At 70.8% G+C, this 24,947-nt stretch carries 18 protein-coding genes; 7 read left to right on the top strand and 11 right to left on the bottom strand.

Annotation, left to right across the window (positions count from 1 at the left end):
- Window positions 1-25 precede the first annotated feature (25 nt).
- The 3 genes from ATK30_RS42450 to ATK30_RS42460 form a co-directional block, all read right to left on the bottom strand.
- A complete protein-coding gene (locus ATK30_RS42450) occupies window positions 26-6,562 on the bottom strand; it encodes a type I polyketide synthase (RefSeq protein ID WP_208637570.1) in 6,537 nt (2,178 codons plus the stop codon).
- A gap of 87 nt (window positions 6,563-6,649) precedes the next feature.
- Window positions 6,650-7,252, bottom strand: coding sequence for a GDSL-type esterase/lipase family protein (locus tag ATK30_RS42455; RefSeq protein ID WP_101440305.1), 603 nt, complete (start codon window positions 7,250-7,252; stop codon window positions 6,650-6,652).
- Between the two features lie 17 nt (window positions 7,253-7,269).
- Window positions 7,270-8,469: an NAD(P)/FAD-dependent oxidoreductase gene (locus ATK30_RS42460; protein ID WP_101441363.1), complete on the bottom strand. Its 1,200-nt coding sequence runs from the start codon at window positions 8,467-8,469 to the stop codon at window positions 7,270-7,272.
- A 226-nt stretch (window positions 8,470-8,695) separates the two neighbouring features.
- Between ATK30_RS42460 and ATK30_RS42465 the strand changes: the two genes are divergently transcribed.
- Window positions 8,696-9,226, top strand: a complete 531-nt coding sequence (locus tag ATK30_RS42465) for a PaaI family thioesterase (protein WP_101440306.1) — start codon at window positions 8,696-8,698, stop codon at window positions 9,224-9,226.
- 47 nt (window positions 9,227-9,273) lie between these two features.
- Here ATK30_RS42465 and ATK30_RS42470 read toward each other — a convergent pair whose 3' ends face one another.
- The 8 genes from ATK30_RS42470 to ATK30_RS42505 are packed head-to-tail and all read right to left on the bottom strand — an operon-like array spanning window position 9,274 to window position 18,584.
- Window positions 9,274-11,013 carry an AMP-dependent synthetase/ligase gene (locus tag ATK30_RS42470; protein ID WP_101440307.1) on the bottom strand — a complete coding sequence of 580 codons (1,740 nt, stop codon included), beginning with the start codon at window positions 11,011-11,013 and terminating at the stop codon, window positions 9,274-9,276.
- Window positions 11,010-12,347 (bottom strand): acetyl-CoA carboxylase biotin carboxylase subunit, encoded by a 1,338-nt coding sequence (locus ATK30_RS42475; RefSeq protein WP_101440308.1) that lies wholly within the window; start codon window positions 12,345-12,347, stop codon window positions 11,010-11,012. The genes ATK30_RS42470 and ATK30_RS42475 overlap by 4 nt, the downstream gene beginning before the upstream one ends.
- Complete coding sequence (locus ATK30_RS42480) at window positions 12,344-12,829, bottom strand: acetyl-CoA carboxylase biotin carboxyl carrier protein (protein WP_101440309.1); 486 nt, start codon at window positions 12,827-12,829, stop codon at window positions 12,344-12,346. Before ATK30_RS42480 ends, ATK30_RS42475 begins: the two co-directional genes overlap by 4 nt.
- The gene (gene accD, locus ATK30_RS42485) at window positions 12,826-14,547 is read right to left on the bottom strand and encodes an acetyl-CoA carboxylase, carboxyltransferase subunit beta (protein ID WP_101440310.1); all 1,722 of its coding nucleotides are present in this window, start codon (window positions 14,545-14,547) and stop codon (window positions 12,826-12,828) included. Before accD ends, ATK30_RS42480 begins: the two co-directional genes overlap by 4 nt.
- Window positions 14,544-16,118 (bottom strand): PfaD family polyunsaturated fatty acid/polyketide biosynthesis protein, encoded by a 1,575-nt coding sequence (locus ATK30_RS42490; protein ID WP_101440311.1) that lies wholly within the window; start codon window positions 16,116-16,118, stop codon window positions 14,544-14,546. The genes accD and ATK30_RS42490 overlap by 4 nt, the downstream gene beginning before the upstream one ends.
- A gap of 52 nt (window positions 16,119-16,170) precedes the next feature.
- Window positions 16,171-17,136, bottom strand: a complete 966-nt coding sequence (locus ATK30_RS42495; RefSeq protein WP_244194891.1) for a LysR family transcriptional regulator — start codon at window positions 17,134-17,136, stop codon at window positions 16,171-16,173.
- 54 nt (window positions 17,137-17,190) lie between these two features.
- Window positions 17,191-18,063 carry an alpha/beta hydrolase family protein gene (locus tag ATK30_RS42500; RefSeq protein WP_101440312.1) on the bottom strand — a complete coding sequence of 291 codons (873 nt, stop codon included), beginning with the start codon at window positions 18,061-18,063 and terminating at the stop codon, window positions 17,191-17,193.
- Window positions 18,063-18,584: a YiiD C-terminal domain-containing protein gene (locus tag ATK30_RS42505; RefSeq protein WP_101440313.1), complete on the bottom strand. Its 522-nt coding sequence runs from the start codon at window positions 18,582-18,584 to the stop codon at window positions 18,063-18,065. The genes ATK30_RS42500 and ATK30_RS42505 overlap by 1 nt, the downstream gene beginning before the upstream one ends.
- Window positions 18,585-18,701: 117 nt before the next feature.
- On the opposite strand from ATK30_RS42505, the gene ATK30_RS42510 reads away from it, so the two are divergent.
- Genes ATK30_RS42510 through ATK30_RS42535 form a run of 6 tightly spaced genes read left to right on the top strand, consistent with a single transcriptional unit; the run spans window position 18,702 to window position 24,945 of the window.
- Entirely contained in the window at window positions 18,702-19,721 is a 1,020-nt protein-coding gene (locus ATK30_RS42510) for an acyl-CoA desaturase (protein WP_244194892.1), read from the top strand.
- Between the two features lie 11 nt (window positions 19,722-19,732).
- Window positions 19,733-19,993, top strand: coding sequence for an acyl carrier protein (locus ATK30_RS42515; RefSeq protein WP_101440314.1), 261 nt, complete (start codon window positions 19,733-19,735; stop codon window positions 19,991-19,993).
- A complete protein-coding gene (locus ATK30_RS42520) occupies window positions 19,990-20,862 on the top strand; it encodes an SAM-dependent methyltransferase (protein WP_101440315.1) in 873 nt (290 codons plus the stop codon). The genes ATK30_RS42515 and ATK30_RS42520 overlap by 4 nt, the downstream gene beginning before the upstream one ends.
- Window positions 20,859-22,085 (top strand): cytochrome P450, encoded by a 1,227-nt coding sequence (locus ATK30_RS42525; protein WP_101440316.1) that lies wholly within the window; start codon window positions 20,859-20,861, stop codon window positions 22,083-22,085. Before ATK30_RS42520 ends, ATK30_RS42525 begins: the two co-directional genes overlap by 4 nt.
- Entirely contained in the window at window positions 22,082-22,819 is a 738-nt protein-coding gene (locus ATK30_RS42530; RefSeq protein WP_101440317.1) for a thioesterase II family protein, read from the top strand. Before ATK30_RS42525 ends, ATK30_RS42530 begins: the two co-directional genes overlap by 4 nt.
- The gene (locus tag ATK30_RS42535) at window positions 22,819-24,945 is read left to right on the top strand and encodes an AMP-binding protein (protein WP_101440318.1); all 2,127 of its coding nucleotides are present in this window, start codon (window positions 22,819-22,821) and stop codon (window positions 24,943-24,945) included. Before ATK30_RS42530 ends, ATK30_RS42535 begins: the two co-directional genes overlap by 1 nt.
- Window positions 24,946-24,947 lie beyond the last annotated feature (2 nt).

Below are 24,947 nucleotides of genomic sequence, written 5' to 3' on the forward strand. Positions count from 1 at the left end.
GGGGCTCCGTTCCGGGTGCCGGCGGTCATCGGGCGGACCGCAGGCGGACGGCCTGGGCGAATTTGGCGGTCATCTCCGGGGTCGCGATCACCGACAGGTCGGTGTAGCGCTGAAGGACGCGGCCGTCCGGAGCGCAGGCGGTGGCGGTGACCGTCACTTGGGAACCGGCGTCGCGCAGGTCGTCGACGACTACGACGAACGGCGCGTCGCCGGGCAAGGACGCGAAGTACTCGATCCGGCCGATCTCGAGCGGCAGGCAGCCGGAGTCGAGGAACCACACGCCGAGCAGCGAACCGGCCTGCAGGACCACGTCGGCGAGGACCGGGTTGTGCAGGGCGCCCGCGAAGTTGCCCTGGCCGAGCGGGGTGTCCGAGAGGCGGCACTCAACCGCCAGACGTCGCTCCTCGCGGGTCAGGATGCGGCGCACGCCTTGCAGGAGCGGGCCGTGGAACAGGTGCGCGGACTGGTAGACCTCCAGGCCGTCTTCCGGACCCGAGCCGAGCGCGGGCACCGGCAGCACGGGAGCAGGCGGAACCTGCGCGGCGAGGACGAACGTGCCGGAAAAGTGTGCCGGCGGGATCGCCTTGCCCGGTTCGTCGGAGCGGATCATTGCCTTGACCGTCAGCCGGTCGCCTGTCCACTGCCCGGCCATCGCCTCGAGACGGTGGTCGCGGTCGTGACCGCCGTCGTAGACGATGCCCTTCAGCACCTCGAATCCGGTGCACTCGACGACGCGCAGACCGGGGTTGGCGCGTTCCAGCGCGTTGATCATCCAGCCGAGCCCGGCCGCGGCCGGAAAGACCGGATGTTCGCCGACCTGGTGGTCCAGCAGGACCGCGTCGGAGGCGAGCGCGGCCAGATCGCGGCTCGCGGTGAACGCCATGCTGGCACCCGTCCGTGCGGGCGGGGCGAGCGGCACCGGCGGGCCGATCAGCATCGAGATGTCCTCGGTGCGGGGCGGCGCGAACTGTGCGGCGAAGGCGCGGGCGCCAGCGTCCGTCGCCAGCAGCGGCACGCCGCGTGAGCGGAACATCTCCCGCAGCTCCGGCGTGACCATGCCGCCGTCCCACGCACCCCAGTTGAGCGCGGTGATGTGGCGGGTCGGCGATTCGCGCTTCCAGCTGGCGGCCACGCGGTTGAGTGCTTCGTTGGCCGTGGCGTAGTCGGCCTGGCCGGGGTTGCCCAGTACCCCCGCGATGGAGCCGAACAGGATCACGTGGCGGAGGTCCGCGCCTTCCAGTGCGGCCGCGACGTTAGCGAGACCGTCCACTTTGGTCGCCAATACGGTCCGGATGTCTTGGGCGGTCTTGGTTTGCAGCAGACCGTCGGCGAGCGCACCGGCACCGTGCACCAGACCGGTGACGCGTTCGCGGTACGGAGCAAGTGGCGCGCTGGTCGCGTCGGCGTCGGTGATGTCGACCGGGACGTAGTGCCCGCGCTCGCCCAGCGCGTCGAGGGTCGCGCGGATTTCCCGCTGTGCCTGCAGATCCCGGACGAGCCGAGTCAGGTGCTGCGGCGTCGGCTTCTCCCCCGCGTCACGCAGAGCCGCGATCGCGGCCGCCTTGAGGTCGTCGTCCGCGACACCAGCGGCCCACGTGGGCTCGTCGGCGAGTGCGGTGCGGCCGAGGAGGACGAACTCGCAGCCGCTCTGCGTGGCGAGTTCCCGGACGCAATGCGCGGTCACGCCGCGGGCTCCGCCGGTGACGACGAGGACGTCTTCGGTGGTGAGCGTCGAGGCTCCGGCGGCGGTGGGCTCGACGGGCCGCGGGCGGACTGTCCAGCGGCGGCGGTCGGCGCTGATCGCGACCTCGCGGGTGTCGAGGGCAGCGTCGGCGAGTTCGGCGACGAGGGTTTCGGCCAGCACGTCGTCGCTCAGTTCGGGTGCGAGGTCGAGGGCGCGGCAGAACACCGTCGGCGCTTCGAGAGCCAGCGTCTTCACCAGACCGCCGACCCCGCCGACGATCGACGCCTCCGCCGGGCGCTCGCCGCCGTGGCCGAGCGCGCCGTCGATCCGGGTGACGGTGACGAACGCCGCGCGGGTCCCCTCCGCGGCGGTCGCTTCGAGACGCTCTCGCACCAGCTTGGCGATGAGGATGGTGTCCGCCAGTCGACGTGCGCCGGCGCCTCGGTCCGCGGGCAGCACGGTGAGGCACAGGTCGAGGTGCGTGGTGGCGTGCGGTGCGAGGGCCTGCTCGATCTCTGTTCCGTCCCAAGTGGACAGCCCGTTCCCGGTGCCGTCCGAAACCGTGACGGTGTGGACGGTCCATCCGTGCAAGCGCAGGCCCGCCGCGAGAATCTCCGCGGTGGTGTCGCCGTGGCCGACGACCAGCGCTGTCGGGCCTTCGCGGAACGCTTCTTTGAGCCGGTCGATGTCCGGCAGCGGCACCGGCTCGATGCGCAGCAGTACCGGGTCCGCGCCGTCCTCGACCGCGGGTTCCGGTGCGGTGTCCGCGGTTTTTCCGCCGAGGAAGGTGATGATGTCGCCCAGCGTGCGCAGTTCCGCCACCTGCTCAGGACCCACCGGCGGAATGCCGTCCACCCGCTCGCCCAGGGTGCCGAGGATCTGCACCCGTTTGATCGAATCCACGCCCAAATCGGCTTCCAGATCCATCGAGACATCCAGCATCTCGACCGGATAGCCGGTCTTCTCCGCCACCACCTCCACCAGCACCGACTCCACATCAGGCGCAGCACCGCGCGCCGGGGCTGGCGCGGTGCCACCGGCGAGGAAACTGATGATGTCGCCCAGCGTGCGCAGTTCCGCCACCTGCTCGGGACCCACCGGCGGAATGCCCTCGACGCGCTCACCGAGAGTGCCGAGAATCTGCACCCGCTTGATCGAATCCACACCCAAATCGGCTTCCAGATCCATCGAGACATCCAGCATCTCCACCGGATAACCCGTCTTCTCCGCCACCACCTCCACCAACACCGACTCCACATCAGGCGCGGCAGTCACCGGCTGAACACCACCGCCGAGGAAGCTGATGATGTCGCCCAGCGTCCGCAGTTCTGCCACCTGCTCAGGACCCACCGGCGGAATACCCTCGACGCGCTCACCGAGAGTGCCGAGAATCTGCACCCGCTTAGTGGAATCCACACCCAAATCAGCTTCCAGATCCATCGAGACATCCAGCATCTCCACCGGATAACCCGTCTTCTCCGCCACCACCTCCACCAACACCGACTCCACATCAGGCGCGGCGGCGGGAAGTTCGGGACGGTCCGAGGCGGCGAGTTCCGGGCGGTGACCATTCGTGGCGACCACGGTGGACACGGGAGCCGCCGGTGGCGCGACGGGCATGCGGGAAGCGACGGATTGCTGAGGGGCCGGGGCGACATCGGCGTGCTCGAGATCGGTGAGCGAGGCCAGGATCTCGTTCACCCTGGTGTGCGAGCGGCCGATCGCGAGGCTCTGGTCCTTGATCGCCGAGACGGTGGCCACCAAGCGGTCGGAGACCGTGCCCGCCTGCTGTGCCTCGCGCAGCACCGAGACGAGGTCGCCGGTCACTTCGAGCTGCGCTTCGGTGTAGCGCTCGTGCAGGGCGAGGTGCTGGTGGGCGACCTCGTCCAGGCTCGGACCGGCCGCGACGGGGACCGCGGGAGCCGGGGGTTCGGGTGCCGCGACCGGAGCTGGCGGTTCGGGGACCCGCGCCAGCGCCGACGAGACCGGCCCGGCGGCTGCGACGTGCTTAGCCGCCTCGGCGGCCTCCGCGACCGCTTCCAGCATCGTCGGCTCGCCGATCAGCCCCTCGTACAGCGCGCGCCGCGATTCCGGCACGAAGTCGCGGCCGGTGAGCTGAACGACCATGCCCTCGGCCGGAACCTCGTTGAATGGTTCCGCGTCGGCGCGGTTCACGTCGTGGATGGGTGCACCGAGGACAGCCAGGCGCAGCGCGGCCTTCTTCAACGCGACGTCGCTGTCGCCGGTCGGCCCCTGGTCGGTGGGGATCGCGACGACCTCCTCGCCGAGAGTCCGCTGGACGAGCTGGGTCAGCACACCCTTCGGGCCGAACTCGACGAACACCGTGCAGCCGTCGGCACGCATGGCTTGCAGGCCGCGCACGAACTCGACCGTTTCGAGAAGCTGTCCGGTGAGTACCTCACGGTTGTGCTCCACCGAAGCGCCGTACTCGCCGTCCGCGGAGTTCGCGTACACCGGCAGCTGCGGCTCGCCCACGAAGGTGCGGCCCACGACTTCCCGGAAGGGTTCGACAGCGTGCGCCACGTACCGCGTGTGGAACGCGCCTGCCACAGGCAGCTCACGCACCGACAGCCCCGCGTCGCGGCATGCCGACACGAACGCGGCGACGGCGGCCGTCCCGCCGCCGACCACGACCTGTTCCGGCGCGTTGTGGTTGCAGATGCCCACGTCCGGGTGTCCGGTCAGCAGTTCGGCGACCCGTTCCCGGCTCGCCTGCACCGCGGCCATCGTGCCGGGGTCCGCGTCAAGGTCTCCGGTTTCGCCGGCCATCGCGTCGCCGCGGGCCTTGGCGAGGCTGAAGAAATCCTCGTCCGCGAGCGAACCCGCGGCCCAGAGCGCGGTCAGCTCGCCGAAGCTGTGCCCCATCACGCCGGCGCACTCGAGACCTCGTTCGGCCAAGAACCGGTACTGCCCGGCCGAAAGCGCGGCGATCGCGGGCTGCGCGTGGTCGGTGCGCCGCAGCGTTTCCTCTTGCCCGGTACGGGCTTCGGGGTCGAACACCGGCGGCGGGAACACGACGTTCGCCAGGTCCGGGAACACCGCGTTGGCCTCGTCGAACGCCGCGGCGACGACGGGATTGTTCAGCACCGCGGTCAGGCCCATGTCCACGTATTGGCTGCCCTGTCCGGCGAACAACGCGCCGATCTTGAGGTCCGGCATCGCGCTTCGCCGGTAGAAAATGCCCTTGGGATGCGCGAACTCCGCGCCTGCCGACGCCAATTCCGCGACGGCCAGCTCGCGCAGCGAAGCAGCCTCTTCGTCGCTGCGCGACACGAAGCCGATCCGGGCATGGTCAGCCGGAACTCCAGCGTCGCCGTTCGGCGCGGCACCGGACCGCAACAGGTCCGCGAGCGCAGCCGGGTCGGCGGCGTGCCACAGCTGCACGCGCGCGGTGCGGTGCAGCGTCCGGATTCCGGTCCGATCCGCGGAGGCCTCCTCCAGAACAGCGTGGAAGTTGGTGCCGCCGAAGCCCATCGCGGACGCGGCGGCGCGGCGTGCCGGGCGGCGCGGGTCGCGGATCCAGGGCCGCGTCTTGGTGTTCACGTAGAACGGCGAGGCCTCGTCCAGAGCCCGGTTCGGCTTGGTCACGTTGATCGTCGGCGGCAGCACCTTGTGGTGCAGTGAAAGCGCGAGCTTCATCAGGCTCGCCGCGCCCGCGGCGCCCTTCGTGTGCCCGATCTGCGACTTCACGCTGCCGATCGCGGCGTACCCGGTCTCATCGGTCTCCGCGCGCAGCACCGCTCGCAAGGCCGTGAGCTCCGTCTGATCGCCCACGCGGGTGCCGGTCGCGTGCGCCTCGAAGAGACCGATCGACGCGGGCGAGCAGAGCGCGTCCTCGTACGCCCGGCGCAGCGCCGCCTCCTGGCCTTCGGCGCGCGGAGCGTAGATGCTCTTGAACCGCCCGTCACTGGACGAACCCATACCGCGGATGACCGCGTACACCCGGTCGCCGTCGCGTTCGGCGTCGGCGAGGCGCTTGAGCGCCAGCATGCCGATGCCCTCGCCGACGAGCGTTCCGTCGGCAGTGTCGTCGAGGGGCCGGATCTGGCCGGACTTCGAGAGAGCGCCGACCTTGCTGAAGCACAGGTACCCGAACACCGAGTTCTCGGTATCGCACCCGCCGGTGATCATCAGGTCGGACCGTCCGGACACCAGTTCGCCGATGGCCAGGTGCACGGCCGAGAGCGAACTCGCGCAGGCGGCGTCGACGGTGCAGTTCATCCCGCCGAGGTCCAGCCGGTTGGCGATCCGGCCGGCGATCACGTTGCCCAGCAGGCCCGGGAACGAGTTCTCCTCCCACGGCGCGAACGCCGCCGCGTACTTCTCCGCGATCTGCTCGGCGTCGGCCTGCGTCAGCCCGCAGCTGCGGACCACCTCCTTCAGCACCGGCGTCGACAGGCGCGCGGCGAGCGGATGCGACAGCGTCGTCGGCCCGGCCACGCCCAGCACCACGCCGGTGCGCTCGGGCCGGTACCACGGCGCGCCCACGGCGCCCGCGTCGGCGAGCACGTCGCGCGCCACGAGCAGGCTCAGCAGCTGCACGACCGTGGTGACCTCGAGCTGGTTGGGCGGCAGCCCGAACTCGGTGGTGCTGAACGGGACCTCGGGCACGAAGCCGCCGCGCCGGCAGTAGGTCTTGTCGGGAGCCGCTGGGTCCGGGTCGTAGTAGTCGTCGAGGTTCCACCGCGTAGCCGGCACCTCGGAGGTGCAGTCGGCGGCGTCGACGACGTTCTGCCAGAAGTCGCGGAAATTCCGTGCCATCGGGAACAGGCCGGAGAGGCCGACGATGGCGATCGGGTTGTCCGCGAGCCTGCGCGCGGCGAACCGGTCGTCCTCGTGCCGCTGGTGGTCGTTCACGTGCCTACCCCTGTCTCAGGTTCTCATCCGGTCAAGGCAACTGGTGTGATCGCCGTTGATCGCACGCTCCCGGCGGCGCCGGGCTGGTCAGAGCAGCGCGCAGCGCGCCTCGTCGACGAGGTCCGCCATCGCGGCTCCGATGAGTTCGTGGCCGGCCGCGCTCGGGTGCATGCCGTCCGGGCACCACATCACCGGGTCGGCGGTGACCGGCGCGTTCGCCAGGTCGAGGCAGACGAGCCCGAGTTCGGGCACGAGCCGGCCGAGATAGTCGTTGGCTTCGGCGAACCGCTGCCGCAGCACCGCGCGGGCCGCGTCGGGCAGGCCGGGAAGCCGGTCCGGGATGCGTGGCCAGTTGGTCGTGAACACGAGCCTGCCGGGGGCGGCGAGGCTCGTGTAGATCGTGCGCAGATTCCGCCGGAACCGCTCGGGGTCGTAATCGGTGACGAGGTCGTTCCCGCCGACGATCACACCCATCAGCGGCGCGGGGTTCGCCAGCGCGGCGGCCAGCTGCCGGTCCACGACGTCCTGCGTGGTAGCGCCGTACGAACCGAGGTTCAGCACCGGGCCGCGGATGCCGAGCGACTGTGCCATGTGGACGGTGAAGCCGGCGAACGAGCCGTCGGCCTGCTTCGCCGCGCCGCGGCCTTCGGCGAAGCTGTCGCCGATCACGGTCAGTTCGTGCTGAGGCAATGTCGGTCCCTTCCCCGTCAAGCCGAAGCGCCCAGGAGCTTGGCCATGCGCTCGGGAGCGAAGAACTCCTCGCCGGTCATGCCGCCGCCGATCATCGCGAAGAAATCCTTGGCGTACCTCGCGTCTCCGCCCAGCGCCCGGAAAACCGCGTGCAGTTGCGGGGTGAGTTCGAGCGTGGAGATCGAACAGGTGAACTCGAAGCTGGAGTGCGACTTCGCGTCGCGCTCGCGCTGGTACTCCGCCAGCGCGTCGGCCATCGGCACGTCGCCGGAGAGGCCGTCGTGCACTCGGTCAGCGAGCAGCTGGGCGTACTCGAACGCATCGGAGATTCCCAGCCCGGTGAGCGGGTCCTTGTGGTAGCCGGCGTCGCCGACGAGCGCCCAGCCCGGGCCGTACGACTGCCGGTAGTAGTTGTCGGGGTAACGCATCGGGTGGAACCGGTCCTCGCGCTTCCCGTGCGTGGCGAGCTCTTCGGCGAATTCGGGCACGATCGCCCGCGCGATCGCGTGGAAGTTTCCCTCGACGTCGGCGCGGAACTCCGGCATGGCCTCCGCCTTGCGCATCACGGCGACGAGCGTGCGGTCGTCGTGGGTGGGCCAGATCCCGATCTGCTCGCCCACGCCGATGCGGCTGTGGAAGTCGGTGCGCAGACCGCTGAAATAGCTGTAGTAGACGAAACATTCGGCCGGAACCTCGTGGTAGCGCTGCGCCCCCACCGCGTCGGCCACGAACGAATTGCGGCCGTCGGCGCCGATGACGATCCGAGCGTGCTCCTCTCGCACCTCCCCGTCGGCGGCGGCACCGCGGATACCCACGACCTTGCCGTCCTCGAAGATCAGTTCGCGCACGGCAAAGCCCTCGCGCACCTCAGCGCCGGCGGCCCGCGCTCCGTTGACGAGGATCTGGTCGAGCACGGTGCGGCGAGGTGCGTACGTGACGTCGATGCCGTTGATGGCGTCCGCGAACCCGGCGATCACGATGTCCCGATAGGACACCGTCATGTGCTTGATCGCCGGCACGCCGGTCGCGACGAGTTCGTCGAGCAGCCCCCACGCGGCGAGCCGGGCGAGGCCGCGCTGCTGGATGTAGTGGGTGGACACCGTGTCGCTGGGGAAGGTCGCGCGGTCCACCACCAGCACCCGGTGGCCCCGTCGCGCGAGCAGCATGCCAACCGGTGAACCAGCGCAGCGCGCGCCTATCACGATCGCGTCGTACATCAGGGTGCCTCCCAGGCGTCGCTCGAATTCCGGTGCGCGGTCACCGGCGACCACGGCGACAGTCAACCCCGGAACCGCCCTGGGGCTTGATCAGCATTCCGCCTTCCGATCACATCATTTGCGGCCCCGATTACCGACGGACAATTGTTTCCCCGGCAAGGCCGGCGAGACGGCGGCTTAATTCTCGGTTCACCTCTTCGCAGGCAGCCCGTGCGGTAATTCCGCCATGATTGCGAAAAACGGGCCCAGTACCGGAATCACCGCCGCGCAGGCGCACCTGGCGACCCTCGCCGGCGCGGCCGCGCCGGACTACGAGCAGATCCGCCGCACGATCGACACCATCGTCCCGTTCGTGAATCTCGCCGGCGTGCGGATCACCGAACTCGGGGCCGGGACCGCGGCCGCCGAGGTGCCCGCCTCCGGGCAGATGCTCAACCACCTGGGCACGGTCCACGCGGGCGCGCAGTTCCTGGCCGCCGAGGTCGCGTGCGCGGCGGCGTTCTCCGGCGCGATCGCGCCGCGGATCCTGCACGTGCGGACCTTCGTGCTGCGAGACACCCGGGCGACGTTCCTGCGCGCGGCGAACGGCCGGATCCGGGCCTACGGCACCGTGTCCGGGCCGGAACTCGACGCCGCGGTCGCGAGCCGGTCCGAGGCGCAATTCGATCTCACCGGAAAAGCATTGCTGCGCGACGACAAAGGCAACTTGGTCGCCACGATGGACTTCAATTACCTGTGTCTTCTGGCAGCGGCTTGAGGGGTCGCGAAAAGCGGTGACCGCACTCGGTCACCGCTTTCCTCGCGTCAGTTTCCGTACAGCCCAGAAATCGTCTTCTGGAATTCAGCTTCGAGCACGTGCCGGCGCAGCCGCAGCGACGCGGTTAACTGTCCGCGCTCCACCGAGAAGTCTTCCGGCAGCACCGCGAACCGGCGGATCGATTCCGCGCGGGACACCAGAGCGTTGGCTCCGTCCACCGCACCCGCGATTTCCCGCAGGAGCCGCTGGTCTCCCACCGGCACACCGTCCGAACAGTCGACGCCATGGGCCTCGGCCCACCCGGCGAGCGCGGCCGAGTCCACGGTGATCAAGGCGGTGACGAACGGTCGCCCCTCCCCCACCACCACGCAATTGCTCACCAACGGATGCAGCCGCACCCGGTCCTCCAGCGGCGCGGGCACGACGTTCTTGCCGCCGCTGGTGACGATGATCTCCTTGCGCCGCCCCGTGATGTGCAGGAACCCGTCGTCGTCGAGCAGCCCGACGTCGCCCGAGGCCAGCCACGGCGCCGGCGCCCCGGCTCGGTCGGGCCAATACCCCGGGAACAGCTGGTCGCCGCGGACAAGGATCTCGCCGTCGTCGGCGATCGCGACCGTCGTGCCGGGCACCGGCCTGCCGACCGCGCCGGGACGATTCGCGCCGGGTGCGCTCATGCTGACCGCAGACGACGCCTCGGTGAGCCCGTACGCGCCAAGCACTTCGACATCGAGTGCGGCGAAAAAGTCTGCTGTGGACGGTTCCAGCGAGGCCCCACCGGCAACGAAGTACCGCAGCCGACCGCCGACCGCGGCACGCAATTTCTCCCGCGCCGCACCGAAATCCGCTGACGCCTCCGGTTCATCCGTCTTGTGGCGCCTCGCGTGCCCGAGAGCGACGGCGGCCGCGTCCACGGCCGGGAAAGCCGCTTCGCCGACCGCCGTCCGGGCCGCCTTCCGGATTTTCTCCAGCAGGTACGGCACGCCGACCAGGAAGGTCGGGCCGAACGACGGCAGCGCGCTCAGCAGTTCCGCCGGAGTGCCGACCAAACCGGTGCGGACACCGGCCCACACGCAGCCGAACTGCGTGACCCGGCCGTACACGTGCGCGAGCGGCAGGAACAGCAAGGTCGACGCCGGTTCGCCGGACGACGGCCGGAACACCTCGTGCAGAAGCTCCACGACGTTCGCGGCGGCCGCGAGCACGTTCCGGTGGGTCAGCAGGCAGCCTTTGGGCACGCCCGTGGTGCCGCTGGTGTAGACGATCGTCGCGAGGTCGTCGGCACGCACGGCCGCCCGCCGCCGATCGACCTCCTCGTCCGCGACCTCACCCTCGGCCAGCTCGCCGAGAAGCCAGCAGTGCCCGGAAAGTCCCGCCTCGGCCACGAGCTCCCGCTGCTCCGGCGTCTCGGTGAAACCCGCGACGGGCCGCGAATCGGCGATGATGTGCCTGATTTGCTCGGCCGACGACGTCGGGTACACCGGGACGACCACGGCCCCGACGCTCAGCGCCGCGAAGTCCGCGACCGACCACTCGTAGCTGGTCCGGCCCAGGACGAGTACCCGGTCGCCGGGCTCGATCCCGGCCGACACCAAGCCATTGGCCACCTCGCGCACCTCGGTGGTGAACTCGCGGGCCGTCACGTCGAGCCAGCCGTCCGCGGTCTTGCGGCTGAACACGACGTCGTCCGGATCCCGCTCGAACACCGCGTCCGCAAGACCCTCGTCATCCGCCGGTTCGACCAGTGGCGCGACGCTGTACTCCCGCACGATGCCCTCCCGGCCGGTCACAGTGTCTCGATGAAGGTCGTGTCGTGCTCGGCCGCGCGGAACCGCGGATGATCGAGCACCTCGTGCAGGAACTCCGCGGTCGTGGCGACCCCGGCACCCCGCACTTCGACCTCGGCGAGCGCACGCCGCATCCGCGCGATCGCCGCGTCCCGATCCGGAGCCCACACGATCACCTTGGCCAGCAGCGAGTCATACAGCGCCGGCACGCGATAGCCCGGAAAGGCGTGGGTGTCGACCCGCGTAAACGGTCCGGCCGGAAGCCGGCACTCGTCGAGCAGGCCGGGCGCGGGCGCGAACTCCCGGACGGGATCTTCGGCGTTGACCCGGCATTCGATCGCCGCGCCGGTGAGCCGCACGTCGTCCTGGGTGAAGCCCAAGGGCTCACCCGACGCGACCCGCAGCTGTTCGCGCACGAGGTCCAGCCCGGTCACCGCCTCGGTCACCGGGTGCTCGACCTGCAGCCGGCAGTTGACCTCCATGAAGAAGAACCGCCGGTCCTCGTCCACGAGAAACTCGAACGTCCCGGCCCCGACGTAGCCCGCGGCCTCGGCACCGCGCACCGCCGCCGCGCCCATTTCTGCGATCAGCTCCGGCGGCAGCAGCGGCGCCGGCGACTCCTCCACGAGCTTCTGGTGCCTGCGCTGCAACGAGCAGTCGCGGGCGCCGAGGTGCACGACCGAGCCGTGCTGGTCCGCGAGCACCTGGATCTCGACGTGCCGCGCCGAGTCGAGGTATCGCTCCACGTAGAGCCTGCCGTCGCCGAACACGGCCTGCGCCGAAGCCCGCGTCTGGGTCCAGGCGCGCGGGAACTCGGCGGCCGACCGCACGACGGACATCCCCCGGCCGCCCCCGCCCGCGACGGCCTTGATGATCACCGGATACCCGATCTGCCCGGCCAATTCCGCCGCGTCCGCCGCGCCGAGCGGGTCGCGGCTGCCGGGCAGCAACGGCAGCCCCGCACCGGCCATGAGCGAGCGCGCGCTGGACTTGTCGCCCAGCTGCGCCATGACCTTCGCGGGCGGACCGACGAAAATGATCCCCTCGGCTTCGCAGATTTCGGCGAAGTCCGCGTTCTCCGACAAGAACCCGTACCCGGGATGAATCGCCTCGACGCCGCGGCCGCGCGCCGCCTCGATCACCGCGGGGATGTCGAGGTAGCTGTCCTTGGCCGCCGGGGGTCCGATTTGGACGGCTTCGTCGGCGAGCCGCACGGCCGCGGAATCGCGGTCGGCGCTCGAATGCACCACGACCGAACGGATGCCGAGTTCCGCGCACGTCCTGATCACCCGCACCGCGATCTCGCCGCGGTTGGCCACCAGCAGCGACCCGATCACGGCGCCGGATCCAGCACCAGCAGCGGCTGCCCGTGCTCGACGGGGGTCCCGTCGGACACGCGGAACTCGACGACGCGGCCCGCGCGGTCCGAGGACACCGGGATCATCAGCTTCATCGCCTCGATGATGCCGATCTGCGTGCCGGCGGCGATCACGTCGCCCTCGGTCACGAACGGCTTCGCGCCGGGTTCGGGCGCACGGTAGAAAGTTCCGACTGTCTCCGCGCACACGGACGTCGTTCCGGCCGGTTCGGCGACCGGTACCGGTGCGGCATCCGGCGAAGCGGGCTCGGTCTCGGCGACGGCAGCCACGACCGGCTCCGGCCACTCCACCTCCACCGCCACGCCGTGCGCGCTCACCCGGACGGTGGCCGGGTGTCGCGGCGACTCCGCGCACAGCGCGAGCACCTGTTCGCGCAGGACGGTCACCACCTGGTCTGTTCCTTCAGCAACGGGCGCGCTCGCGTTCACGTCGGTAGTCACCGGGCCCTCTCCGAGTTGTCCGTCCTGGTGGGGTGCGGCGCGTCGTCGAGCAGCACTGAGCCGTCCGAGCCGAAGGCGCGGAACCGCGCGCGACGGCGAGTCACGAGATTCATCTGGTCCAAGGGCACGAGCTCCGCCAGGCTCTCCGCCAGCGCCGCGCGCAACGCGGCAGCCGCCCGCACGTGGTCGGTGCCCGCACCGCCGTCGGGTTCGGGGATCACCCCGTCGATCACGCCCTGGCTCAGCAGCGAGCGGGCGTCCACGCGCAACGCCTCGGCGGCGGCCGGCGCGGCCGCCGGGTCTTTCCAGAGGATCGCGGCACAGCCTTCGGCGCTGATCACCGAGTACACCGCGTTTTCGCACATCAGCACCCGGTCGGCAAACGCCAGCGCGAGCGCGCCGCCGCTGCCGCCCTCGCCGGTCACCACGGCGACGACGGGCACGGGAAGCCCGGCCATCAGCTTGAGGTTCTCCGCGATGGCGACCGCCTGCCCGCGCCGCTCGGCCTCGATGCCGGGATACGCGCCCGCGGTGTCGATCAGGGTGACGACCGGAAGGCCCAGCTTTGCGGCGAGCCGCATGACGCGCGCGGCCTTGCGGTAACCGGCCGGGCTCGGCATGCCGTAGGTGCGGCGGGCGAGTTCGTCGGCCGTATGGCCTTTCTGCGTGCCGATGAGCACGATCGGCTGACCCTCGAACCGGCCGAGACCGGCGACCAGGGCCGGGTCGTCCTCCGACATCCGGTCGCCGTGCAGTTCGTGGAAGTCCTCCAGCAGCAGCGCCGCGTAGTCGAGCGTCGTGGGGCGGTCGAGCTTGCGCGCCGCCCGCACGCATTCCCATGCCGAGCGTTCCGGCAGCTGCCGGGCGTCGGTGATCATCGAGTCCGGCCGCGACGCCTCGGGGTGCGCCCCGTCCGGCCGGCGGGTCGCGATCGCCAGCAGCCGGCCGAGCGTCGCCCGCAGTGCGGCGCGCGGGCGGATCAGGTCCACGATCCCGTGCTCCAGCAGGAATTCCGCGGTCTGGAACCCCTCGGGGAGAGTCTGCTTGATGGTCTGCTCGATCACCCGCGGCCCGGCGAACCCGAGCCGGGCGGCCGGTTCCGCCACGATCAGATCGGTCGATGTGGCGAACGAAGCGGCGACGCCGCCGAAGGTCGGGTCGGTGATCAGCGAAACGGTGAGCAGACCGGCTTCGTCCAGCTGCCCGAGCGCCTGGCTGGTCTTGGCCATCTGCATCAGCGACAGCACGCCTTCCTGCATGCGCGCCCCGCCGGAGGCGGTGACGATCAGCAGCGGCGTCCGCTCGGCGAGCGCGACCTCGCACGCGCCGGTGATCGCTTCGCCGACCGCGGAGCCGAGGCTCCCGCCGAGGAAGCGGAAATCCATTGCGGCCACGACCACCGGGTTGCCTTCGATCCGGCCGCGAGCGCACAGCACCGCCTCGACGAGGCCGGTACGCGCGCGGGCGTCGGCGAGTCGTTCGACATAGGGCCGGGTGTCGGAGAAGTCCAGCGGATCGGTGTCGGACACCACGAGCTCCAGCGGCTGGGCCGAACCCGGGTCGAGCAGCGAATCGAGCCGCTGCGCCGCGGTCAGCGGCGCGTGCCGCCCGCATTCCGGGCAGACCCGCCCGGAGCGGGCGAATCGCTTGCCGTACAAGATTTTTCCGCAGCGGCCGCAGACCAGCCACGCACTGTCGACCTCTTGGGTCGCGGTCATCTCGTCGCCTCCCCCAGCGGAACTGGGACGTAGGTGGTGCAGCGCGCCGGCAGGCGGACCCCGGCGGCGCGCAGCTGGCTCACGCGGGCCGAGAACGCGGCTCCGCGCATGATCTGGGCCGCGAGCTCGGCCACGTGCCGGTGTCCCGGCGCGGCGAGGTAGGTGCCGCTGGCCCATTCGTTGAACGCGCCCATCGCCGGTCCGCACCAGATCTGATAGTCGGCCGCGCGGCCGGGCGCCGCGCTCATGCTCCAGCCCGAGGACCGCCCGAGGTACCAGCGGAAAACCAGCGCCATGCGCCGCTTCGGATTGCCCTCGGCGCGCTCCAGCTGCGCCGGGTCGCGTTCGGAGAAGTAGCGCACGCAGTCGTCCCACACCTCGTCGAACGAACGCTGGAAGACCTTCCGCTCCAGGTCCGCGCGCTCGGCCGCGGGGATCGCGTCCAGGCCGGCGCAGGAGCGGTAAGTGTCGTAGAGCCGCCGCGCGCGGGCCGGGAACATCGTGCCGCGCTTGAGGACCTGCACGTCGACCCCGAGTTCGAACATGTCCGACGACGGGGCCATCTCCGTGTCGGCCGCACCGGCCGCCGCGAGAAGCTTCTTGACGGCGTCGGACTGGTCGGCCTCGACCGAGGACTGGTTGATCGACCCGGTGACCACGTACGCCGCGCCCATGGCGAACGCGGCCGACGCCGCGGCGGGCGTGCCGATCCCGCCGGCCGCGCCGATCCGGACCGGGACCGCGTACGCCTGCTCCCTACTGATGCGGTCGCGCTGGGCGATCAGCGCGGGCAGCAGCACGACCAGCGGGCGGCGGTCGGTGTGCCCTCCCGAGTCGGCCTCGGCGGTGATGTCGTCGGCCATCGGGACCGCGGCGGCCCAGCGAGCCTGGTCCGCGGTGATCGCGCCGGCCTCGTGCAGCGCCCGCACCAGGCTCTCCGGAGCGGGCCGCAGGAATTTCTCGGCTACCTCGGCGCGGGAAACCTTCGCGATGACCCGGTTGCGGGCCACGATCCGGCCGTCGGCGGCGCGGTCGAGCCCGGCCACCCGGTACCGCACGACCTCGGGCGTGAGGTCGAGGAACGCGGACGCTTCGACGCAGCGGACCTCGTGCCGCAGGCAGGCGTCCACGGTCGCCCGCTCCAGCGCGGGCTCGCTCGGGCTGTGAATCAGGTTGCAGGCGAACGGCCGCCCCGGCGCCTCGCGGCGGATCGCGGCGAGCGCTTCGCCGAGCTTCGCGGGCACCACGCCCGCGGCGCCGAACGACGCCAAGAATCCGGCGCGGGCCATCGCGGCGACCAGCCGGGCCGACGCGATTCCGTTGGCCATCGCGCCCGCGTGGTAGGCGTGCCCGACTCCGTGCGCTTTGCGGAACTCCGGGTCTCCCAGCGATTCCGGTCGCATCGCCGGCGCCGCGGCGAGCACCTCGGCCCGGCGGGCGGCCGCAGCGTCGCGGGTGAGCGCGACTCCGTGCTCGTCGCGCGTCACGAACACCGGCGAATCCACTGTGGACAGTTGGTGGTAGATCGATTCCTGGTCCCTGGCCGCATCCGGCAAGGCTGTTGTGCTCACACCGCGATTCTTCGGCCGCGCCGGACGCCGGTCAACGCGGTCCGGCCGGAACTCATGACCTGATTGACTTGCGTAATGGCGGACTGGAAAACGGTCCCGCGGCGTCGAGGCATTCGAGAAACGAATCGCGCACCCGGTCGTCCTCGTCGTCGCGCCACACGACGTACAGGTCGACGGTGGGAACCGGGTCGTAAAGCGGAATCGCGACCGTCCGCGCGCCGCCCGCGACCGCGCCCGCGAGCATCGCGCGCGAAATCGACGCGAAACCGACGAGCGATCTCGCGGTCACCAGGATTTCCGTCGTGGCGGGGTGATCGATCTCGTGGACCACGTCCAGTCCGATGCCCGCCTCGTCGGCGGCGCCCACGATCGCGTCGTACATCGCCGGGCACAGGTCGCGTTCGAACAGCACGCACGGCTGCCCGGCCAGTTCGGCGAACGGCACGCCGGGCCGCCCGGCCCACTTGTGGCGCTGCCGCACGACCGCCACGATCGACTGCCGCATCAGCCGGCGGTACCGGAACTTCGCCGTGGCCGGGCGCCCGTAGACGAGCGCCACGTCGATCTCGCCGTTTTCGAGCGCGCGCAGCTGCGGGCCGGTGCGCTTCTCCTCCAGCACCACGGAGACTTCGGGGAAGCCGGCCTGCATCTTCTCCAGCACCGGCGGCAGCACGTGCTGGGCCGCCGGGAAGTTGTAGCCGACGCGGATCGTGCCCGACCGCCCGGCCGCGGCTTCCCGCGCCGAGCGCCGGGCGATGTCCACCTGCCGCACCAGCTCCCGCGCCTCGACCTCGAACGCCGCGCCGGCGCGCGTCAGCCGCACTTCGTGGGTGGTCCGCGCGACCAGCTCGACGCCGAGGGTGCGTTCCAGGCGCTGCAGCTGCTGGCTCAGCGAGGGCTGGGTGAGGTGCAGTTTCGCGGCGGCGCGGCCGAAGTGCAGTTCGTCCGCGATCGCCAGGAAGGCCAGCACATGCCGGTACTCCACCGCCACCACCTCCGCCCGCACGGCGCGGTCCATAGTCGTCCGCCAAGGCGAACGAGCCGTGAACCGCACGGGCGTTTGTGGCCTATGTCACCCGGGAACCTTGCCCGAGGTCATCCACGCGGCGACCGCCGGGCCGACCAGGTCGCTGTCCTTCACCCAGGAGGCGTGGCCGAGGTGCTTGAGCCCCGACGATCCGTCGATGTGCCAGCGCGCCAGTTTCGCCGCGGGCATCCGCTCGCACAGGAACCGCACCGTCGGCTCGGGGCCGAGGGGGTCGTTGTCGAGCGAGACGGCGAGCACGGGCAGGGCGAGCCCGGCGAGCAACCGGTCGTAGTCGCGGGCGCTGCCGCGGGGCCGATAGCGGCCGGTGCGGGCGTGGCGCACCCAGTCGGCCATCACCCCGCCGGTCATCGGGCCGATCCCGCCGCCGCCGGGCCAGTTTCCCCGCACCCGGCACACGAGTCCGACCCACTGCGTGGTGGCGAGGATCGGCAGCCGCCGCTGCGCCGGGAACGAGCGCCAGTAGACGGACCCAGTGCCGATGGTGGTCACACTCGCGACGCCTTCGGGTTCGGCCGCGGCGTAAAGCAACGCCAGCTGCCCGCCGACGCTGTGCCCGAACAAGTGCAGTGGTGCCTGCGGGAAGCGGGCGCGGAGGGTCGCGGCGACCGCGGGCAGGTCCACCTCCAGCAGTTCGCGGTAGCCGAAACCGGGGCCCTCGCCCAGCTTCGGCGTGCTGTCGCCCTGCGCGCGCAGATCGGCGACCGTCGCGGTGAGTCCCGCGGCGTGGAAGGCCTTCAGCAGCGGCAGGTAGAACTTCGCCTTGATCGCCATCGCCGGAAGCACCAGCACCACCGGTGCGGCCGGATCGGGGTGCGGCAGCAGGCGCAGGGCCAGCCGGGCGCCGTCCGGCGTGTCGACCATGCTCTCCTCGAGCCCGGCGGGAGCTTCGGCAGCCATCACGCCTCCGGTACGAGGGTGCAGACGTAGTCGAGCTGGACCTTGCCGACCAGCGTGCCCGCTTCGTCGTACAGCAGGGCTCGGCCGTCGACGTCCAGCCGCTGCTCGCCCTTGGCCGCGAGCAGCGTCTCGACGTCGTCGCGGTCGATGGTGCCGACCGCGTGGACGCGGCCCGTCGCGGGCTTGCGGAACGCGATCCGCGAATCGCGCAGCACGAACGAGCCGATCGCGCCCAGGCGCGTCGCCATCGCTCCCACGAACGCGCAAGCGCCCGCGACGTCGGCGGCGAGGAACAAGGCTCCGGCGTGGACGGTGCGCAAGTGGTTGCCCAGATGCGGTTCGTCGGGGATCTCGACGACCGCGCGGTCCGGGCCGAGCTGCGAGACCTCGACCCCGGCGTGCGCGCCGAACGGGATGAGACCGCTGACGATGCGCTGCAGGAGGGCGTAATCCGGGTTGTCCTGGTCGATCGCGGCGAACACGGCTCCGAAGCCCGAGGGGGCCTTCAGCTCAGTTGTCATGGCCCCAGTCCCGCACGATTCGCCGCGCGAGTGGCGCGCCATAACCAAAACCAATCGGGCGAACGCACTCCGGTCTCACCGCTCCGGACGCCCGCGCTCCGCGCTTAGCCTCGGCCTGTGTCCGCTGAAGAACTCACGCCGCGCGCACCGGACGCGGCGGTGGAAGACGTGGAATCGACCGAGTCCGGCGGGCCCGAACGCCCGGGTCCCCGCCGGAAGGTGCTGAGCAGCCCGTACCTGCACAAGCTGCAGCGCCGCCACTTCCTGCTGTTCGACATCCTGCCGATCGTCGGCACCGCCGGCGCGTTCGCGTTCCTCGCCGTGCATCCGCTCCGGATCAGCGACGTCGTGCTGCTGTTCGCGATGTGGCTGCTGACCGGTCTCGCGATCACAGTCGGCTACCACCGGCTGTTCACCCATCGCACGTTCAAGGCGACCCGGTCGGTGACCGTCGTGCTCGCTGTGCTCGGCTCGATGGCCGGGCAGGGCTCAGTGATCTCGTGGGTCGCGTTGCACCGCCGTCACCACGAGTGCAGCGACCGCGAAGGCGACCCCCATTCGCCGAACCTCTCCGGCAGCGGGCTCGCCGGCCGGCTCAAAGGGCTCGCGCACTCGCATTTCCTGTGGATGCGCCGCCACGAGTACCCCAACATCGTCCACTACGCGCCGGACCTGCTGAAGAACCAGCCGCTCGTGCGGGTCGCGCGCCTCTACTACTACTGGGTCGTGCTGGGGCTGCTGCTCCCCGCGCTGATCGGCGGCCTCGTGACGATGAGCTGGACCGGCGCGGCGAGCGGCCTGCTGTGGGGCGGGTTCGTGCGGATCTTCCTGCTGGAGCACATCGTCTGGGCGATCAACTCGTTCCTGCACATGTTCGGCACCCGGCCCTACGTTTCCCGCGAGAACAGCCGCAACGGCGGCGTCTTCGCCCTGATCACCCTCGGCGAGGCCTGGCACAACAACCACCACGCCTTCCCGGACTCGCCGTCGTTCGGCCTCGACTGGTACCGGCTCGACCCCGGGTTCTGGCTGATCCGGCTGCTGGCCGCGGCCGGCCTCGCCTGGGACCTGAAACTGCCCGACGAAGACCGCCGCGCGGCCAAGCGGATTCCCGTGTCCGCCGCGACCCGAGCATGAGGACGACCGACATGGACCACAGCGAAGACGCGATCCTGCGGTTCTGCCGCGGTTACGTGGCCGACCTGCTGGAGATCGCCGTGGATTCGGTGGACCCCGACGCCGATTTCGACCGGCTCGGCATCGACTCCGCCATCGCCGTCGCATTGCTGACCGAGGTCGAGGAGCACTACGACGTGGACCTTCCGCCCGAAACGCTGTTCGAGAACCCGACTCTGCGCGCGGTCGCCGCTTACTTGCACGACCAGCTGCGCCAGCGCGTCGCGCCGTGAACGCCCCGACGGCACAACGAGCGGCCGGCGCGATCAGCCACCACTACGACGTCGGCAACGAGTTCTTCGCGCTGTGGCTCGACGAGTCGCTCACGTATTCCTGCGCGCTGCGGAAAACCGAGGACGACTCGCTCGAAGAAGCGCAGGAACACAAACTCGCCTACCACCTGGACGCGATCGGCGCGGCCGGAGCCGGCAGCGTGCTCGACATCGGCTGCGGCTGGGGTTCGATCCTGCAGCGGCTCACCGAAACACATCACGTGCCGCGCGCCGTCGGCCTCACGCTGTCCCGGCGACAAGCGGAGTTCATCGCCTCCCGCGAGTATCCGGGTGCGGAGGTGCTGCGGGAAAGCTGGACTGATTACGAGCCGGAGAGCCGGTTCGACGGGATTGTGTCGATCGGCGCGTTCGAGCATTTCGCCCTTCCCGACGATCCTCCGGCGGAGAAGATCCGCGTCTACCGGCACTTCTTCCGCCGCTGCCGCGACTGGCTCGCGCCCGGCGGGGTGCTGTCGCTGCAGACCATCGCCTACGCCAACATGTCTCGCCAGGACGCGAGCGAGTTCATGCAGCGGGACATCTTCCCCGACGCCGACCTCCCGACGTTCGCGGAAATCACCGCCGCGGCCGAAGGCCTGTTCGAACTCCGCTCGATGCACAACGGCCGGCTGGACTACGCGTGGACGTGCGGGCAGTGGGCGAAGCGGCTGCGGGCCCGCCGCGACGAGGCCGTCGCACTCGTCGGACCCGACGTCGTCGCGCGCTACGAGCGCTACCTCAAGCTGTCGGCGCTCGGCTTCCGCATGGGGAAGATCGGGCTGCTCCGGCTCGTGCTCGCCCCCTACGGCGACGGGCATTTCACGCGATGAGCACGGCGATCCGGTTCAACCCGCTGGGCGCGGACTTCCGCGCGGACCCGTACCCGCAGTACCGGCTGCTGCGCGAAACCCGGCCGGTGCACAAAACCCTCGGCATGTGGGTGCTCACTCGGCATGCCGACGTGCGGGCCGTGCTGCGTGATCGCACGTTCAGCGCGGACCTCATCCCGCAGCTGGTGCGCAAGCAGGCCGGGCGGGTGTCCGGGCGCGATGTCGGGCGGATTGAACGCCTGGGACGCAAATCGCTGGTGTTCACCGACAATCCCGACCACGCACGCCTGCGCGGCCTGGTGAACCGGGTTTTCACCGCCCAGGCAGTGGCGGCACTGCGTCCGTCTGCCGAGAAGATCGCCGGGGAATTGCTCGACCGGGCGCTGGCCTCCGGCGGCATGGACGCCATCGCCGAGTTCGCCGCGCCGCTGCCGGTCGCCGTGCTGTCGGAGTGGATGGCACTGCCGCTCTCGCTGCGCGAGCACGTCGGGCACTGGACGCACGACATCCGATTCCTGCTCGAACCCGGCCTCATGCGCGGCGACGACTTCGCGCACGTGTGCGATGTCGTCGAGAACTTCGTGGCAGCGCTGACGGAAGTTCTCGCCGCTCGCCGCGCACATCCGGGCGACGACCTCGTCAGCCGCCTCCTCGCCGCCGAAACCGGCGGCGGCGACCGGCTGGCCGACGAGGAGGTCGTCTTCGTCTGCATGATGTGCTTCGTCGCGGGCAACGAGACCACGAAGTCGCTGATCGGCAACGGTTTGCTGGCCCTGCTGCAGCACCCCGGCGAGACGGAACGGCTGCGTGCCCGGCCGGAACTCGTGCCCGCGGCCGTGCAGGAAATGCTCCGCTACGACTGCCCGCTCCAGCTCACCAAACGCCTCGCCACGCACGACGTCGAGATCGGCGGGCAGCTCGTGCGCGAGGGCGACCAGGTGCTGCTGTGCCTCGGCGCGGCCAATCGCGATCCGGAGGTCTTTCCGCGGCCGGACGAGTTCGACGTGACCCGCGACGCCCATGGCCACCTCGCGTTCGGCCACGGCATGCACGGCTGCCTCGGCGGTCTGCTCGCCGAATTGCAAGCCGAAGTCGCGTTCGAACAACTGCTGCGGCGCGCCGGTCGCCTGGAACCCGATGCCTCCGTCGTCGAGTACCAGGACCACAGCTACATCGTCCGTGGGCCGCGAAAGCTGCCGGTGTCCTTCGGGGCCAGCGCATGACCGCGATCGCGAACCCGCCCTGGCTCCGATGGTCCGGCACGCCGACGAACCCGCTCCTGCTGTGCCTTCCGCACGCCGGAGCCGGTGCCGCGTCGTTTGCCCGCTGGCCGGAGCTGCTCGGCCCGGGCATCACGACCGTCCGCGTCCAGCTGCCCGGACGCGAGGACGCCGCCGCCCGGCCGCCGGTGCGCCGGCTCGACGAGGCCGTCGGCGGACTGCTCCCCCAGGTCGTCGCCCTCGGCACCAGCCCGCTCGCGCTCTACGGGCACAGCATGGGCGCGTTGCTCGCATTCGAACTCGCCCGCGCGCTCTCGACCGCGGGCCGGGCACCAGCGCACCTGTTCGTCTCCGGCCGCCGGGCACCGCACCTAGCGGCGCGCAAACCGCCGATCCACCGGCTGCCCGAGACCGAATTCGCCGAGGCTCTCGCGGACCTCGGCATGCTGAACGCGCCTCAGGCCAGCGCGGCGTTCCGCCGCTACGCTTTTCCGCTCATCCGCGCGGACCTCGCCCTGTCGGAGGACTACACGCACGAGCCCGAACCACTGCTCTCGTGTCCGGTCACCGTTTTCGCCGGAACCGAGGACCCGATCGTCGACGCTGACCAGGTCGCAGCGTGGCAGGCCGTCACCACCGGACCGTTCGCGACCCATGCGTTCTCCGGCGGCCATTTCTTCCACCAGCACCACCGGGCCGCCATCGCGGCCCGGATCACCGAGGCACTGGAGCGATGATGCTGCTGCCCGAAATCCTGCGCGGCCGGGCCGCCGGGGAACCGGACCGGCGCGCCTACGTATTCGTCAACGAGAACGGCGACGAGACGGCGGAACTGAGCTACGCGGCATTGCACCGGCGCGCGCTCGCCGTCGCCGCGGAGCTGAGCCGGGTCTGCGCACCCGGCGACCGCGCACTCCTGATGTTCCCGCAGTGCCTCGACTTCATCGTCGCCTACTTCGGCTGCCTCTACGCGGGGGTCATCGCCGTGCCAGTGAACCCGCCGCGGCGCAACCGGGTGCAGGACGCCACGCGCAGCATTGTCCAGGACTGCGAACCCGCTGCCGTGCTCACGCTCTCGGGACTCGCGCCGCTGAAGTCCGATGTGGACAGTCTGGTGGGCGGGCTCGCGTGGCTCGCCGTCGACGAGCTCCCGGACGCGGACTTCACGCCGGTCGAAGCCAGCGCGGACACGCTGGCGTTCCTGCAGTACACGTCCGGCTCGACCTCGGCGCCCAAGGGCGTCATGGTCTCCCACGGCAACCTTGTGGCCAACGAGGACATGATCCGCCACGGATTCGGCCACGATGCGGAGTCCACTGTGGTCGGCTGGGCCCCGTTCTTCCACGACCAGGGTCTCATCGGCAATGTGCTGCAGCCGCTGTACGTCGGCGCGACCGCCATTCTCCTGTCGCCCAGCGCGTTCATCCGCCGACCCGCTCTGTGGCTTTCGACGATCTCCCGCTACCGCGCCCACACGAGCGGCGGCCCGAACTTCGCCTACGACGCGTGCGTCGCGCAAGCTGAACGCTCCGGCGTGCCGGAGGGCCTCGACCTGTCCAGCTGGCGAGTCGCGTTCAACGGAGCCGAGCCGATCCGGCCCGAGACGCTGCGGCGGTTCTCGGAGACCTTCGCTCCGGCCGGGTTCCGGGCTTCGAGGTTCTACCCGTGTTACGGGCTGGCCGAGGCGACGCTGATCGTGACCGGCAGTCGCAAGGACCGCGGCCCGCGCACGGTGACCGCCGACGTCGAAGACCTCGCGAACGGCAAGCTCACCGCGCGACCCGGCGGACGCGAGCTGGCCGGCGCCGGCGCCGTGCTGCCCGGAGCGGACGTTCGGATCGTCGACCCGGAGACGCGGATCCCCTGCCAGCCCGGGGAAATCGGCGAGATCTGGGTGGCGGGCGACCACGTGGCCCAGGGCTACTGGAAGCAACCGGAGGCCACGGACGAGACGTTCCGCGCGCGCTGTGCCGGTTCCGACCGCGACTTCCTCCGCACCGGCGACCTCGGCGTCCTGGCCGAGGGCGAGCTCTACGTCGCGGGCCGCCGCAAAGACCTGATCATCCTGCGCGGCCGCAACCACTACCCGCACGACCTCGAGCGCACCGCCGAAACAGCGCATCCGGCCGTGCGCCGCGGGTCGGTCGCCGCGTTCGCCGTGCCCGGCGCGGAAACCGAGAAGCTCGTGCTCGTCGCCGAGATCCAGCGCGACCACCGCCATGACGCGCGCCCGGCCGACGTGACCGGCGCGATCCGGGCCGCCGTCGTCGCCGAGCACGACCTCGCCCTCGGCGACCTCGTGCTCGTCCGGCACGGCCAGCTCGAGAAGACGAGCAGCGGCAAGATCAGACGCGCCGCCGCCAGAACCCGTTACCTCGCACGCGCTTTCACCCGATGGCCGCAGGATTCCGAAAGGACGCAACCGGTGACCGCACCCAACCCCGACTTCGCCCAGGCCGTGACCGACGTGGTGCTGAGCATGCCCGCCGCGAAACACCTCGGCTTCTCCTTCGGCCGCATCGAACCCGGCACGGCCGAGATCATTCAGCCGTGGCGCGAGGAACTGTCCCAGCACAGCGGGTTCTTCCAGGGCGGCGTGCTCGGCTCGCTCGCCGACTTCGCCGCCGGATCCGCTGCCGGAACTCTGCTGCCCGCCGGATGGGTCAACATGACGGTGGACTACACGGTGAAGCTCCTCGCGCCCGCGAAAGGCGAGAAAGTGATCGCACGCGGCCGGACCGTCAAAGCCGGCCACACCACGACCGTCGCCGCGGCAGAGCTCTATTCCGTGACCGATGGCGAAGAAACGTTGTGCGCCACAGCTTTGGTGACCATGCGCAACATCAAGCTCCCGCAGGACTGAGC

Source organism: Amycolatopsis echigonensis (genome assembly GCF_002846615.1).
Classification (GTDB): Bacteria; Actinomycetota; Actinomycetes; order Mycobacteriales; family Pseudonocardiaceae; genus Amycolatopsis; species Amycolatopsis echigonensis.

Excerpts from the sequence above, each read along its gene's own strand:
- ATK30_RS42460 (WP_101441363.1), bottom strand. The coding sequence starts at position 8,469 with ATGTACGACGCGATCGTGATAGGCGCGCGCTGCGCTGGTTCACCGGTT.
- ATK30_RS42465 (WP_101440306.1), top strand. The coding sequence starts at position 8,696 with ATGATTGCGAAAAACGGGCCCAGTACCGGAATCACCGCCGCGCAGGCG.
- accD (WP_101440310.1), bottom strand. The coding sequence starts at position 14,547 with ATGACCGCGACCCAAGAGGTCGACAGTGCGTGGCTGGTCTGCGGCCGC.
- ATK30_RS42495 (WP_244194891.1), bottom strand. The coding sequence starts at position 17,136 with ATGGACCGCGCCGTGCGGGCGGAGGTGGTGGCGGTGGAGTACCGGCAT.
- ATK30_RS42500 (WP_101440312.1), bottom strand. The coding sequence starts at position 18,063 with ATGGCTGCCGAAGCTCCCGCCGGGCTCGAGGAGAGCATGGTCGACACG.
- ATK30_RS42505 (WP_101440313.1), bottom strand. The coding sequence starts at position 18,584 with ATGACAACTGAGCTGAAGGCCCCCTCGGGCTTCGGAGCCGTGTTCGCC.
- ATK30_RS42515 (WP_101440314.1), top strand. The coding sequence starts at position 19,733 with ATGGACCACAGCGAAGACGCGATCCTGCGGTTCTGCCGCGGTTACGTG.
- ATK30_RS42525 (WP_101440316.1), top strand. The coding sequence starts at position 20,859 with ATGAGCACGGCGATCCGGTTCAACCCGCTGGGCGCGGACTTCCGCGCG.
- ATK30_RS42530 (WP_101440317.1), top strand. The coding sequence starts at position 22,082 with ATGACCGCGATCGCGAACCCGCCCTGGCTCCGATGGTCCGGCACGCCG.
- ATK30_RS42535 (WP_101440318.1), top strand. The coding sequence starts at position 22,819 with ATGCTGCTGCCCGAAATCCTGCGCGGCCGGGCCGCCGGGGAACCGGAC.